At 62.0% G+C, this 12,766-nt stretch carries 14 protein-coding genes; 7 read left to right on the top strand and 7 right to left on the bottom strand.

Features of this window, described 5'->3' with window-relative positions; all coding sequences use genetic code 11:
* The first annotated feature begins 266 nt into the window (after positions 1-266).
* From G9U53_RS02210 to G9U53_RS02200, 3 genes are all read left to right on the top strand, one after another.
* Positions 267-1,262 (top strand): iron-siderophore ABC transporter substrate-binding protein, encoded by a 996-nt coding sequence (locus tag G9U53_RS02210; RefSeq protein WP_081557699.1) that lies wholly within the window; start codon positions 267-269, stop codon positions 1,260-1,262.
* Positions 1,263-1,419: 157 nt separating this feature from the next.
* Complete coding sequence (locus G9U53_RS02205) at positions 1,420-2,424, top strand: iron-siderophore ABC transporter substrate-binding protein (RefSeq protein WP_231783550.1); 1,005 nt, start codon at positions 1,420-1,422, stop codon at positions 2,422-2,424.
* Between the two features lie 66 nt (positions 2,425-2,490).
* A complete protein-coding gene (locus tag G9U53_RS02200) occupies positions 2,491-2,964 on the top strand; it encodes an NUDIX domain-containing protein (protein ID WP_081557698.1) in 474 nt (157 codons plus the stop codon).
* A 73-nt stretch (positions 2,965-3,037) separates the two neighbouring features.
* Here G9U53_RS02200 and nrdF read toward each other — a convergent pair whose 3' ends face one another.
* From nrdF to nrdH, 4 genes are all read right to left on the bottom strand, one after another.
* Positions 3,038-4,003, bottom strand: a complete 966-nt coding sequence (nrdF, locus tag G9U53_RS02195) for a class 1b ribonucleoside-diphosphate reductase subunit beta (RefSeq protein WP_003944744.1) — start codon at positions 4,001-4,003, stop codon at positions 3,038-3,040.
* Between the two features lie 76 nt (positions 4,004-4,079).
* Positions 4,080-6,161 (bottom strand): class 1b ribonucleoside-diphosphate reductase subunit alpha, encoded by a 2,082-nt coding sequence (gene nrdE, locus G9U53_RS02190; RefSeq protein WP_007736057.1) that lies wholly within the window; start codon positions 6,159-6,161, stop codon positions 4,080-4,082.
* Between the two features lie 59 nt (positions 6,162-6,220).
* Positions 6,221-6,700 (bottom strand): class Ib ribonucleoside-diphosphate reductase assembly flavoprotein NrdI, encoded by a 480-nt coding sequence (nrdI, locus tag G9U53_RS02185; RefSeq protein WP_003944767.1) that lies wholly within the window; start codon positions 6,698-6,700, stop codon positions 6,221-6,223.
* An 82-nt stretch (positions 6,701-6,782) separates the two neighbouring features.
* Entirely contained in the window at positions 6,783-7,013 is a 231-nt protein-coding gene (gene nrdH / locus G9U53_RS02180) for a glutaredoxin-like protein NrdH (RefSeq protein WP_003944717.1), read from the bottom strand.
* A 291-nt stretch (positions 7,014-7,304) separates the two neighbouring features.
* On the opposite strand from nrdH, the gene G9U53_RS02175 reads away from it, so the two are divergent.
* Positions 7,305-8,132 (top strand): siderophore-interacting protein, encoded by an 828-nt coding sequence (locus G9U53_RS02175; protein ID WP_054781819.1) that lies wholly within the window; start codon positions 7,305-7,307, stop codon positions 8,130-8,132.
* 55 nt (positions 8,133-8,187) lie between these two features.
* Here the strand turns inward: G9U53_RS02175 and G9U53_RS02170 are convergent, their stop codons facing one another.
* Positions 8,188-8,754, bottom strand: a complete 567-nt coding sequence (locus G9U53_RS02170) for an NAD(P)H-dependent oxidoreductase (protein ID WP_030534957.1) — start codon at positions 8,752-8,754, stop codon at positions 8,188-8,190.
* A 106-nt stretch (positions 8,755-8,860) separates the two neighbouring features.
* Between G9U53_RS02170 and G9U53_RS02165 the strand changes: the two genes are divergently transcribed.
* A complete protein-coding gene (locus tag G9U53_RS02165) occupies positions 8,861-9,460 on the top strand; it encodes a TetR/AcrR family transcriptional regulator (RefSeq protein WP_003944690.1) in 600 nt (199 codons plus the stop codon).
* Positions 9,461-9,495: 35 nt separating this feature from the next.
* The gene (locus G9U53_RS02160; protein ID WP_064444376.1) at positions 9,496-10,275 is read left to right on the top strand and encodes an META domain-containing protein; all 780 of its coding nucleotides are present in this window, start codon (positions 9,496-9,498) and stop codon (positions 10,273-10,275) included.
* 19 nt (positions 10,276-10,294) lie between these two features.
* Here G9U53_RS02160 and G9U53_RS02155 read toward each other — a convergent pair whose 3' ends face one another.
* The gene (locus G9U53_RS02155) at positions 10,295-10,849 is read right to left on the bottom strand and encodes a nucleosidase (protein ID WP_065352914.1); all 555 of its coding nucleotides are present in this window, start codon (positions 10,847-10,849) and stop codon (positions 10,295-10,297) included.
* 68 nt (positions 10,850-10,917) lie between these two features.
* Here G9U53_RS02155 and nadE point away from each other — a divergent pair, with 68 nt between their 5' ends.
* Positions 10,918-11,742 (top strand): ammonia-dependent NAD(+) synthetase, encoded by an 825-nt coding sequence (gene nadE / locus G9U53_RS02150; RefSeq protein ID WP_003944695.1) that lies wholly within the window; start codon positions 10,918-10,920, stop codon positions 11,740-11,742.
* Between the two features lie 25 nt (positions 11,743-11,767).
* Here the strand turns inward: nadE and G9U53_RS02145 are convergent, their stop codons facing one another.
* Complete coding sequence (locus G9U53_RS02145; RefSeq protein WP_165638281.1) at positions 11,768-12,523, bottom strand: hypothetical protein; 756 nt, start codon at positions 12,521-12,523, stop codon at positions 11,768-11,770.
* Between the last annotated feature and the right edge of the window lie 243 nt (positions 12,524-12,766).

Raw genomic sequence — 12,766 nt, 5'->3', positions numbered from 1 at the left:
CTGCGGACAACGGCTTCTGGCTTGCGCTCATCGAATCGTAGACCGTGACTCCGAGGCACCGCGACCCGGTCCTACTCTGCGTCGTACTCGAGCATCCGTTTTTCACGGCACCGAACGAACGACCTGCGGTTTATGTTCCCCCGGGAGTCCGAACCCACTTCCGAATCGGCGTGTCGTGCGCGTCGAAGAATTCGGTCGGTGTCCGTTTTCGGCCATCTCCTCCACTGATAAGGTCACCCTCGCCTAACTCACCTCAGGAGTATTCAGTGAAATTCTTTCCCCGCCGCGCCGCGCTGGTAGCCGTCGCAGCCTCGATCGCCTTGGTCGTTCCAGCCTGCTCGAGTAACGACGAGCCCGCTGCAACCACCACCTCGACCGAGTCGGGCGCATTCCCCCGCACGATCGAACACTTCCGTGGAAGCACCGAAATCCCGGCAGCACCCCAGCGGATCGTCGCGCTCGACAACAGCTTCACCGACGCCGTCCTTCTCCTCGAATCCCCGCTCGTCGGCTACGTCGACTACCGCGAGCCCGGTCTGCCCGACTACCTCGGATCCTCGCGGGAGGAATTCGCCGCGGACGCCGTCACGGTCGGCACGGTCAGCAGTGCAAGCCTCGAGAAGATCGCCGCACTGCAGCCGGACCTCATCATCTCCGCCGAGGTCCGCGACGGGAAGAACTACGAGCAGCTCTCCGCAATCGCGCCCACCGTCTTCACCCAGACGACCGGTCCGACGTGGAAGGACAACATCCGCGTAGTCGGTGAAGCGCTGGGCAAGGAATCGCTGGCCGAGGCGAAGATCACCGAATACGAAACACGCGCGGCTGCCGTCGGCAAGGAAATCAACGAGAAGGCGAACAACCCGGTCATCTCGGTAGTCCGGTTCGCCGGTGAACCGACCGCACGTCTCTACCGCACCACCTCGTTCAGCGGCATCGTTCTTCAGGACGCCGGATTGAAGCGCCCGGACAACCAGGGACCTGACCCCGCCGATGCCGGCAACATCATGATGAAGATCAGCCCCGAGCTGATCAACGAAGCCGACGCGGACGTCATCTTCATCAGCACCTGGCAGGACGCCGAGGGCAAGAGCGCCGAAGCTGCGAAGCCGTTCCTCGAGAGCCCGCTGTGGCAGACGCTTCGAGGACGCAAGGTCGACGTGGACGATTCACGTTGGATGTCGCCGGTCAGCATCCAGGGCGCCCACATGATCCTCGACGACCTCTCGGACACGTTCGAGGTGGACAAGCAGAACAGCTGAGTCGAACAGCTAACCTGAACGGCGCCCGCTCACACAGGAAGCCGTCGACTTGTCTGTTCTCTCACGCACGTCTGTTCTCTCACGCACGTCTGTTCTCTCACGCACGACCGCCTGCACGTCCGTTCGTCGTGTCTCGATCCTGGGGATCGCCGCCACGATGCTCGTCCTCGGTGGTTGCTCGTCCGACTCGTCGGACGATCCGGCGAGCACCATCGTCCGGACCACTACGTCGATCGCCGGTGCCGGCGTGATGGGCATCGAACGCGACACCGCCACCGCGTGCCCGACGCCGACGCAAGCCGACCCGGGAGCGGGCCCCGGGGTGAAGCGTCGAGTCGTACACACTGCGGGTGAAACCGAGGTTCCTTCCGATCCCCAACGGATCGTGGTCCTCGACAGTGTCTCGATGGACGCCGTGTGCGCCCTCGGTCTGTGGGAGCGGGTAGTGGGCGCCGCAACCGGTGTCGACTCGCCTCAACCGTCGTACCTGGGTTTCGGCATCTCGGAGATTCCGAGTGTCGGCCCCGTGAGCGCGCCTGACGTCAACGCAGTGAAGGCCGCCGCGCCGGACTTGATCCTCGGGTCCAGTCCGGCGTCCGACGGCTTGTACGGGCAACTCGACGCCATCGCCCCCACCGTGTTCGCGGGCTCGGATCCCGTGTACTGGAAAGCGCAGTTCGCCCTCGCCGGCCAGGCACTGGGCCGTTCGTCCGCGGCTGCGACGGAGCTGGACCGCTACCAGCAGGACGTCGTGCAGCTCGGCGACGCATTGAATGCATCGCAGACGCAGGCATCAGTGGTTCGGTTCGGTTCGAAGGACCTGCAGATCGAGGGCCCTGCATCCTTCGCCGGACAGATCCTCAGCGACGTCGGCGTCCGGCGCCCACCGGCGCAGCGATTGACCGATGCGACCACGGCACCGATTCCGGCCGACGATCTCAGCGCCGCCGAAGGGGACTTGATCTACGTCCTCTTCGACGGGCCGAACGGCCGTACCTACGGCACCGAGATCATGAAGAGCGACCAGTGGCAGGACCTCGCCGCTGCCACAGACCGACGTGTGTTCGTAGCGGAAGACGACATCTGGAACGGAAACGGGATGACTGCTGCCCGTGCCGTATTGGCGGACTTGAAGGGAACCTTGAACGGATATGCGAGCTGACCGGAACGAACCACAACTCCCACATTCGAGGCGGCTCGCCACAACTGTGACGGTCGGGTTCTGATCATGCCGATCCCGGAATTCATTGTCGCTTTGCGCGAGAAGGTCGGTCATGCGCCGCTCTGGCTGTCCGGAGTGAGCGTCGTGATCCGCGACGACGACGGTCGGGTCCTGCTCACCCGCCGCGCCGACAACGGTCAGTGGGCCGTCGTGTCCGGCGTTCTCGAGCCTGGGGAGGAACCGTCGGCGGCGGCGGTGCGCGAGGCGAAGGAAGAAACCGGCGTCGACGCCGAATTGGTTCGGATCACGAGTGTCGATGTCACAGATCCCATTACGTACCCCAACGGCGACGTGACTCAGTACCTCGACGTGTGTTTCCTGGCCAGGTGGACCGGCGGAGATGCACACGTGGCGGACGACGAAAACCTCGAGGTCGCGTGGTTCGCGCCGAGCGCACTGCCTTCGGACATGACGGAAACCTCGCGTCTGCGCCTCGCAAAAGCGTTGCTGGACAAGCCGGAAGCGTGGTTTCAGCGCTAGCCCGCTCTCAATACACGGCCGAAGCCCGATTCCCGCGTGTGCAGGAGTCGGGCTTCGGCGTGTAGGTCGCTCTCTAGAAATCCCAGTCGTCGTCTTCGGTGTTGACGGCCTTGCCGATGACGTAGGAGCTACCCGAGCCGGAGAAGAAGTCGTGATTCTCGTCCGCATTCGGTGAAAGTGCCGACAGGATAGCCGGATTGACGTCCGTCTCGTCCTTCGGGAAGAGGCCTTCGTAGCCGAGATTGTTGAGCGCCTTGTTGGCGTTGTAGCGCAAGAACTTCTTGACATCCTCGGTCAGACCGACGCCGTCGTAGAGGTCCTGGGTGTAGTCGACCTCGTTCTCGTAGAGCTCGAAGAGCAACTCGAACGTGTAGTTCTTGAGCTCTTCACGCTCGGCCTCGGTGAGCTGTTCGAGGCCCTTCTGGTACTTGTAGCCGATGTAGTACCCGTGCACGGCCTCGTCGCGGATGATGAGGCGGATGAGGTCTGCGGTGTTGGTGAGCTTGGCTCGCGAGGACCAGTACATCGGCAGGTAGAAGCCGGAGTAGAAGAGGAAGCTCTCGAGGAGCGTCGATGCGACCTTGCGCTTGAGCGGCGACTCGCCGTTGTAGTAGTCGAGAACGATCTGCGCCTTGCGCTGCAGGTTGGGGTTCTCCTCCGACCAGCGGAACGCGTCGTCGATGTCGGGGGTGGAGCACAGCGTCGAGAAGATCGAGCTGTAGCTCTTCGCGTGCACCGATTCCATGAAGGCGATGTTGGTGTACACCGCTTCTTCGTGGGGAGTGATCGCGTCCGGGATGAGGCTGACGGCGCCGACCGTTCCCTGGATGGTGTCGAGCAGCGTCAGGCCCGTGAAGACGCGCATGGTGAGCTGCTGCTCCTGCGCGGTCAGCGTTCCCCAGGACGGGATGTCGTTGGAGACCGGCACCTTTTCGGGCAGCCAGAAGTTGCTGACGAGGCGATCCCATACCTCGGCGTCCTTCTCGTCCTGGACGCGATTCCAGTTGATGGCGGAAACGCGACTGACCAGCTTGACCATTAGTTCCTCACTTCGTTCGGTTGTGCGCCTTTTCGGTAGTAACCACTACCGAAAAGGCGCACGGGGGCGGAGCCCTTTACAGCATGCAGGAAACGCAGCCCTCGACCTCGGTGCCTTCGAGTGCCATCTGACGCAGACGGATGTAGTACAGCGTCTTGATGCCCTTACGCCACGCGTAGATCTGCGCCTTGTTGATGTCGCGAGTGGTTGCGGTGTCCTTGAAGAACAGCGTCAGCGACAGGCCCTGGTCGACGTGTTGCGTTGCGGCAGCATAGGTGTCGACGATCTTCTCGTACCCGATTTCGTAGGCATCCTGGTAGTACTCCAGGTTGTCGTTGGTCAGGTAGGGCGCCGGGTAGTAGACGCGGCCGATCTTGCCTTCCTTGCGGATCTCGATCTTCGACGCCACCGGGTGGATGGAGCTGGTGGAGTAGTTGATGTACGAGATCGAGCCGGTCGGCGGGACGGCCTGAAGGTTCTGGTTGTAGATACCGTGCTTCTGAACCGAAGCCTTCAGCTCACGCCAGTCGTCCTGAGTGGGGATGTGCAGCTTCGCATCGGCGAAGAGTCCGCGAACCTTGTCGGTTGCCGGCTCCCAAGCCTGATCGGTGTACTTGTCGAAGAATTCACCCGAGGCGTACTTCGACTCCGGGAAACCCTTAAAGTACGAGCCGCGCTCGATGGCGATCTTGTTCGACGCACGCAGTGCGTGGAACAGCACGGTGTAGAAGTAGATGTTCGTGAAGTCGATGCCTTCTTCGCTGCCGTAGAAGATCCGCTCACGAGCGAGGTATCCGTGCAGGTTCATCTGACCGAGGCCGATGGCGTGAGAGTCGTTGTTGCCCTGCTCGATCGACGGCACCGAGTAGATGTGCGTCTGGTCGGACACCGCCGTCAATCCGCGGATCGACACTTCGATGGTCTTGGCGAAGTCGGGCGAGTCCATGGTCTTCGCGATGTTCAGAGAACCCAGGTTGCAGGAGATGTCCTTGCCGACCTTCGAGTAGGACAGGTCGTCGTTGAACAGTGAAGGCGTCGAAACCTGCAGGATCTCCGAGCACAGGTTCGAGTGCGTGATCTTGCCCTCGATCGGGTTCGCCCGGTTCACCGTGTCCTCGAACATGATGTAGGGGTAGCCCGATTCGAACTGCAATTCGGCGACGGTCTGGAAGAACTCGCGAGCTTTGATCTTGGACTTGCGAATTCGCTTGTCGTCGACCATCTCGTAGTACTTCTCGGAGACGTTGATGTCGGAGAACGGAACTCCGTAGATGCGCTCGACGTCGTACGGCGAGAACAGGTACATGTCCTCGTTCTTCTTCGCCAGTTCGAACGTGATGTCCGGGATCACGACGCCGAGTGAGAGCGTCTTGATACGGATTTTCTCGTCGGCGTTCTCACGCTTGGTGTCGAGGAACCGGTAGATGTCGGGGTGGTGCGCATGCAGGTACACAGCACCGGCACCCTGACGCGCACCCAACTGGTTGGCGTAGGAGAACGAGTCCTCGAGAAGCTTCATGATCGGGATGACACCCGAACTCTGGTTCTCGATCTTCTTGATCGGGGCGCCGTGCTCACGAACGTTGGTGAGCAGCAAGGCAACTCCGCCACCGCGCTTGGACAGCTGCAGTGCCGAGTTGATGGAGCGACCGATGGACTCCATGTTGTCTTCGATACGAAGCAGGAAGCAGGACACGGGCTCACCGCGCTGCTTCTTGCCCGAGTTCAGGAACGTCGGGGTGGCGGGCTGGAAGCGTCCGGCGATGATCTCGTCGACGAGTTCGACGGCCAGGTCTTCGTTGCCTGCGGCCAGGGTGAGCGCAACCATGCAGACACGATCTTCGAAACGCTCGAGGTAGCGCTTACCGTCGAAGGTCTTGAGCGTGTAGGAGGTGTAGTACTTGAATGCACCCAGGAACGTCGGGAAGCGGAACTTCTTGGCGTACGCGTGATCGATCAGGAACTTCACGAAAGTACGTGAGTACTGATCGAGAACCTCGGGCTCGTAATAGTTTTCCTCGACGAGGTAGTCCAGCTTCTCGTCGAGGTTGTGGAAGAACACGGTGTTCTGGTTGACGTGCTGCAAGAAGTACTGACGGGCTGCAGCGACATCCATCTCGAACTGGATCTCACCGTTGGCGCCGTACAGGTTGAGCATGGCGTTGAGTGCGTGGTAGTCGAGACCGTTGGTGGAATCGCCGCCGCGCGCATCACGCTCTACGCTTCCTGCCGCGATCGTGTCAGTGATGGTTGGCGCCACTGCCCGTGCTCCTTCTCTGTTTCGAGATGATTCCAGAACTCCCCCAAGCCTTCTCGTACCCGGTCGACGTCCTCGGCAGTGCCCATGAGTTCGAACCGGTACAGAAAAGGAACGTGGCATTTCTGGGAAATGATGTTTCCTGCATAGCAAAAGGACTCACCGAAATTGGTGTTTCCCGCCGCGATCACTGCTCTGATCAACGACCTGTTGTGTGGATTGTTCAAAAAACGAATGACCGGCTTCGGTACATAACTGGTGTCGCGCCCTGTCACGGTGACCCCGCCACCATAGGTGGGCAGAATCAGCACATAGGGCTCGTCTACACGAAATGAGCCGTCACGGTCATGGATAGGTATACGTGTCGCAGGCAGGCCGAGACGTTGAACGAATCGGTGGGTGTTCTCCGACACGCTGGAAAAATAGACCAGCGAAGTCATCGGTTGTCACCATTTTCTTGTACGGTGCCCGGAACTACTCAGATGTGTCGGCGGAGGTGTCCACCGCCGACACTGCGGCGCTTCAAGCAGCGACGGTCAGGGTCTTGATGCGATCGGGACGGAAGCCCGACCAGTGATCTTCACCGGCAACCACGATGGGTGCCTGGAGGTACCCGAGAGCCATGACGTAGTCGCGGGCTTCGGCATCCTCGGTGATGTCGATGACGTTGTATTCGAGACCGGCCTTGTCCAGGGCGCGGTAGGTGGCATTGCACTGAACGCAAGCGGGCTTGGTGTAGACGGTGATGCTCATGAGAGTCCCTCTTTCGCTTAGCCAACAAAGGCCGATGTAGTGATGTTCAGCACCGATACGACCGATTGCCGGAGTCTCGCTCGAGGCGTTCCGCGTTGTGGTCTCTCAGTGCTCAAGACACTACACCTAGTGGCCGACAGAAACACATAACGCGAGATGTTGTGAGTCACATCGTTGGAATTCCCAGGTCGCCCCAGTTCAGCGCCTTCATTTCCCGGCGCGTCGGCGTGTCGCGCGTCACAGTTTCTTTTTGTGCTCGCCAGCCTCTGGGAGCCGCGCCACGGACCTACCATGAGCGTCGTGGAAACACCCCCGAAGGACGAGGCTCCACGCCACGAGGCAACCGTGACGAGAACACAGCAGGTGACACCGTTGATGCGCAGAATCACCTTCGGCGGGGAGGGCCTGAGCGACTTCGAGACGAGTGGTAGCCCGGACGAACGGGTGCTCGTCAGATTCCCCCTCATTCCCCCTCACGCCCGTAGTTACACGGTCCGGCGCTGGCAGCCGTCGAAGAACGAACTGGAGATCGACTTCGTTCTCCACGGCCACGGCGGCGCGGCACTCTGGGCCGCGACTGCGCAACCGGGCGAGACCGTTCACCTCTCGACGGCGAGCGGGTGGTTCACGCCGCCGGCAGGTTGCGACTGGCTGCTGATGGTCGCCGATCACGCCGCTCTGCCCGCGATCGGGCGAATTCTCGAAGAAGCACCCGACGGTCTACCGATCCACGTCATCGCGCAGGTACCCGCGCCGAGTGAACAGCAGACGTTCACGACGCGCGCCGACGCTCACTACCGATGGATCGAGGAATCGGACTCGCTGCTCGCCGAATTGGCCGACGCTGCCCTGCCCCCCGGCGAGGGCTACATCTGGTGTGCAGTCGAGGCCGCGGCCGCCAGACGCATCCGCACCCACCTGCGTCGAACATGGGAAATCCCGGCAAACCGCATGCACGTGATGGGTTACTGGCGGGAGGACAAGGAGAACTGGGAGCGTCGGTACGCCGCCGTCGCCGACCGTATCGATGCTGCGATGGGCGAAGCGATGATGGCCGGCAAGGATTTCGAGTCGGTTCGCGACGCGGTCGACGACGCGATGGAACGCGAAGGGCTCTAGCGCGCATACGAGTGAGGACCACACCTTCCGGCATGGCCCTCATTCGTGAAACGGATTACGCGTTGACGAGCTGCTTGCCGGCGTCGACGAGGTCGGAGACGACCTTGGAGACCTGAGCGAGCACCTCTGCGTTCTCACGCGGGTGCAGCTCACCGAACAGTGCGCCGGTTCCACCGATGCTCAGTGCAGTGTCCTCGACGACCTTGCCGCCGGCGATACGGACCGCCTTGGTGGTGTCTTCGTGTGCCCACTTGGCGCCGTTGCCGCTGGGCGAAGCGCTGATGACTGCGACAGCCTTGTCCTTGACTGCACCGACACCATACGGACGCGAGATCCAGTCGATGGCGTTCTTCAGAACTGCGGGAATGGTGCCGTTGTACTCGGGGGTGACGAGCAGGAACGCGTCCGCGTCGCTCGCAGCGGAGCGCAGTGCGTCGACAGCGGGGATGGAAGCACCCTCGACGTCGATGTCTTCGTTGTAGAAGGGGACGTCGGCGAGGCCTTCGAAGACCGTCAGCGTGGCACCCTCGGGTGCGGCGGACACAGCTGTCTCGGCAAGCTGGCGGTTGACGGATCCGGCGCGCAGGCTGCCGACGAGAACGAGAACATTGGTCTGTGACATAGCGAGTTTCCTTCGAGAGTGGTGCGGTTGGTGGCTCCGGTTGAAAGTTATATCAACTAAACGGACCGCGGTCCACTTACATTCCCCGGCCCTGTAACCTGATCCCGTGAGCGCAATCCCCCTCCCCCAGATCGGCGCCGCGCCGGTCGAGCGCGGTGACGCAGCACGTAACCGCGTACTTCTGCTCGACGCCGCAGCCCTCCTCGTTGCCGAGCGAGGTGTCGACGCGGTGACGATGGATGCTGTCGCGTGCCGGGCCGGTGTGGGCAAGGGCACAGTTTTTCGGCGCTTCGGCAATCGATCGGGACTGATGCAGGCATTGCTCGATCACACCGAGCGAGAACTGCAACAGGCATTCATGTTCGGCCCCCCACCGTTGGGTCCGGGCGCGCCGCCGATCGAGCGCCTCATCGCGTTCGGACGAGCCCGGATTGCCATGGTGGAAGTACAGGGCGAAGTCCTCCGAGCGGCGGAAAACGCTCCTGAATACCGCTTCGGCGGTCCGGCCCGGGCTCTCGGCATCGCTCACGTCATCGGGCTTCTTCGAGGAGCCGGCGTCGAGGGCGACCTCGATCTGCTCGCTTCAGCACTGTTGGCACCACTCGAAGCGTCGCTCGTCCTTCATCAGGTGCGCGATCTCGGGATGACCACCGAGCGTCTGGCCGCCGGCTGGGAAGACCTTGCCCGGCGCGTTACTCGATGTTGACTCCCCCGATCCGTCCCACCACTTAATGTGAGCCCATGCGCATCGCTGCAGCCGTCATCGGCCTCCTGACCATCGCCGCGGTAAGCGGTTGCTCCGCTTCGTCCGACTCCCCCGAGGACAAGACGGATCCCTCCGGTCGTGTGTTCATCTCGACCTCCGTGGATGGAACACAAATTCCCGGCGGCGGCCCGCTGACTCTCGACTTCAGCCAGGCCGGTCGAGTGTCCGCGAGCGCCGGATGCAACACGGCAAACGGTTCGGTCGAGTTCACCGACGGCACGCTGACCACCGGCACCATGGCGTCGACCATGATGGGCTGCCCTCCCGGCATCGCCGAATCCGACTCCTGGACAACAACATTGCTGACCGCCGCGCCGGCGTGGAGCCTCGACGGCGACACCCTCGTCCTGACATCGAAGGACGCCACAGTCACCCTGCAGGACAAGAAAATCGTCACGCCGGATCGACCGCTGCAGGGCACGACGTGGACTGTCACGTCCCTCATCAGTCCCGATGCGATCAGTACGAGCCTGGCTCTGGAGACGTCAGCTCCCGAACTGACGATTGCCGCAGACGGTTCGGTCAGCGGGAGCACCGGATGCAATCGCATGACCGGAAGCGCCCAGACGTCCGACACCACAGTCACGTTCACGCCGATGGCAACCACGCGTATGGCTTGCCCCGAGGAGAACATGGACATCGAGCGCCAGATCCTGGCGGTGCTCGACGGCGAAGTGAGCTACACCGTCGACGCCGACACGCTGACCCTGCGCAAGCCCGACGACACCGGATTGATACTGACTGCGCAGGCTTGACCAGACGCTGCAGGCTCGATCAGACGTTGTCGAGCAGCCAGCGCCCCAACTCGCGGGCGCTGGCATCGATCATCGCGGGCCAGTCCAAGGCCGAGTCGTCCGCGTGATCGCTGACGTGTTTGACGAGTCGGCAGGTAGCACCCGCAGCCTGCGCGGCGAATGCGATGGCAAACCCCTCCATGTCGACCAGATCGGCTCGCTGCGCAAGGGCGTCCCGGGTTGCAGCGTCGGCGATGAATGCGTCGCCGGTCGCCAACACCGAGTCGTCACCGCCGGCGAGCACCAAACGGTCCGCGACGTCGTGCCCCAGCGCTCGGATCGCGGTGCTGCTGATGTCGTGATTGATGACGACGCCGGGAACATAGAGGCCGCCGTGGTGCGCGTGCAGCGCACCGGCTGTCCCGATGTTGACGACCAGCGGCAGATCATCCCGCTCGTACCGCGCGAGAGCAGAGGCGACTGCTGTTGCAGCACTGACCTTTCCAATCCCCGTGATCAGCAGTTCGCATCCTTGCGGCACGTATGCCGCTTCCGACTTCGTCGCACTGACCACCAGAACGTTGTTCGCACTCATGTGCGCGACCGTACCGCCCCGGATACGGTGGCACTGCACGCGCCTGCTCACATCGCTAGAGTCCATTCATGGCCACACTGCGTGAAAGCATCATCGAAGAACTCGGCACAAAGCCGACAATCGACGCCGCAGCGGAGGTTCGCGCGCGAGTCCAGTTCCTGAAGGACTACGTGCGCTCGACCCCCGCCAAAGGGTTCGTTCTGGGAATCAGCGGCGGTCAGGACAGCACGCTCGCCGGAGCCCTCGCCCAACGCGCGGTCACGGAACTTCGCGAAGAAGGCCACGAGGCCGAGTTCGTCGCCGTTCGACTCCCCTATGGCGCTCAGGCCGACGAATCCGACGCTCAGATCGCGCTCGGCTTCATCAAGCCGGACCGCTCTCTCACGGTCAACGTCAAGCCTGGCGCCGACGCCACGGCCCGTGAGGCCTCCGAGGCGCTGGGAAACGGCGAACTACGCGACTTCGTCCGCGGCAACATCAAGGCGCGCGAACGAATGGTCATCCAGTATGCGATTGCCGGTCAGCTCGGCTACCTCGTGATCGGTACCGACCACGCCGCAGAAGCGATTACCGGCTTCTTCACGAAATTCGGTGACGGCGGTGTCGACATCACGCCGCTCACCGGCTTGAGCAAACGCCAGGGCGCTGCATTGCTGCAGGAATTGGGCGCACCCGAGAGCACGTGGCGCAAGGTGCCGACCGCCGACCTCGAGGACGACCGACCCGCGCTACCCGACGAAGTTGCCCTCGGCGTCACGTACTCACAGATAGACGACTACCTCGAAGGAAAGGACGTTTCCTCCGAGGTAGCCGAGAAGCTCGAGAAGATGTTCACCAACACTCGTCACAAGCGCACGGTGCCGGTCACACCCCTCGATGACTGGTGGAAGTAACTCCTACCAGAGCTCTTACCAGCGACTAGCTACCGAACAGGCTGCCGAAGACGTCGCCCAGCGAACCCGTTCCCGAAGCCGGATCCTTCTTCGCGAAGTTGGTGGTGCATCCGTTGAACTGCACTGCATCGACCAGCGTCGACGTGGCAGCGGAACCGGTGCCCACACTGACGCCGTAGTGGTCGACTACCGCGTTCGGGTTCGCGGCGACGATGTCAGCCAAAGGCACTGACACGCGGTCCTTGGCGCCCTCGATGTTTTGAGTGCTCCACCACACGCCCTTCTGGAGATCCGCGTGAACGCCGCCGTCAGCCGTCGGCGTGGCGTCGGGTCCCGGGACCCACACCAGGGTGGTGAATCCGTTCTCGAACTTTCCGCCGGTCGTTCCGGTGAGGCGGAGCTGGAACGCCGCAGTCGGCGTGGCGGCGCGCTCGGCAAAGCCGATCGCCTTGCCGACTGCGTCGGACAACTTGATACCGCCGGCCGAATGGTAGGAAACCGAACGATCGCCGGTACCGTCGACGGCCAGCTTCAGTGAACCGTCCTTGTCGAGAACGTTGTCGGCCGAGTACGACGCGGTCTGATCCTTCTCGTCGGTGAACGGGATGCCCCAACCGTTCGGCGTCGCTTCGGTGGACAGGGTCGAGCAGGAGGCTTCCGGCGCAGAAGAGCCGAGAGAACCGGTGGACGGAAGCGCAGTAGCAATTGCCGGAGCGGTGAGTGCAGCTGCCCCGAGGAGTGCTACGACGACTCCGACACGGCGCGTGGAATTAATCGACATTGAAATACCTTTCACATATCCCGAGTGGAATTGCGCCAAAATTAACACATGTCGACAATTACCAACAGCGAAGGTATTTCTTTTGTCATCCGAACAGATGACAATTCACCTTGGCAATTCGAAGTGCATTCGCTCCCCCAAAAGTAGGAGAAACTAAACAAAACGACCAATGCTGGACAATTGACCAACAATGGAGAAAACGGAGATAGATGCCACCTGAGCTGGAGTGATCAAGATATGAAT

Origin of the sequence: Rhodococcus sp. D-46 (assembly GCF_011290655.1) — a bacterium.
In the GTDB taxonomy this organism is placed as follows: Bacteria; Actinomycetota; Actinomycetes; order Mycobacteriales; family Mycobacteriaceae; genus Rhodococcus_F; species Rhodococcus_F qingshengii.
This window is presented reverse-complemented; position numbering and strand designations above follow the sequence as displayed.

Excerpts from the sequence above, each read along its gene's own strand:
- G9U53_RS02205 (WP_231783550.1), top strand. The coding sequence starts at position 1,420 with ATGCTCGTCCTCGGTGGTTGCTCGTCCGACTCGTCGGACGATCCGGCG.
- G9U53_RS02200 (WP_081557698.1), top strand. The coding sequence starts at position 2,491 with ATGCCGATCCCGGAATTCATTGTCGCTTTGCGCGAGAAGGTCGGTCAT.
- nrdF (WP_003944744.1), bottom strand. The coding sequence starts at position 4,003 with ATGGTCAAGCTGGTCAGTCGCGTTTCCGCCATCAACTGGAATCGCGTC.
- nrdE (WP_007736057.1), bottom strand. The coding sequence starts at position 6,161 with ATGCTCAACCTGTACGGCGCCAACGGTGAGATCCAGTTCGAGATGGAT.
- nrdI (WP_003944767.1), bottom strand. The coding sequence starts at position 6,700 with ATGACTTCGCTGGTCTATTTTTCCAGCGTGTCGGAGAACACCCACCGA.
- nrdH (WP_003944717.1), bottom strand. The coding sequence starts at position 7,013 with ATGAGCATCACCGTCTACACCAAGCCCGCTTGCGTTCAGTGCAATGCC.
- G9U53_RS02175 (WP_054781819.1), top strand. The coding sequence starts at position 7,305 with ATGAGCGTCGTGGAAACACCCCCGAAGGACGAGGCTCCACGCCACGAG.
- G9U53_RS02170 (WP_030534957.1), bottom strand. The coding sequence starts at position 8,754 with ATGTCACAGACCAATGTTCTCGTTCTCGTCGGCAGCCTGCGCGCCGGA.
- G9U53_RS02160 (WP_064444376.1), top strand. The coding sequence starts at position 9,496 with ATGCGCATCGCTGCAGCCGTCATCGGCCTCCTGACCATCGCCGCGGTA.
- G9U53_RS02155 (WP_065352914.1), bottom strand. The coding sequence starts at position 10,849 with ATGAGTGCGAACAACGTTCTGGTGGTCAGTGCGACGAAGTCGGAAGCG.
- nadE (WP_003944695.1), top strand. The coding sequence starts at position 10,918 with ATGGCCACACTGCGTGAAAGCATCATCGAAGAACTCGGCACAAAGCCG.
- G9U53_RS02145 (WP_165638281.1), bottom strand. The coding sequence starts at position 12,523 with ATGTCGATTAATTCCACGCGCCGTGTCGGAGTCGTCGTAGCACTCCTC.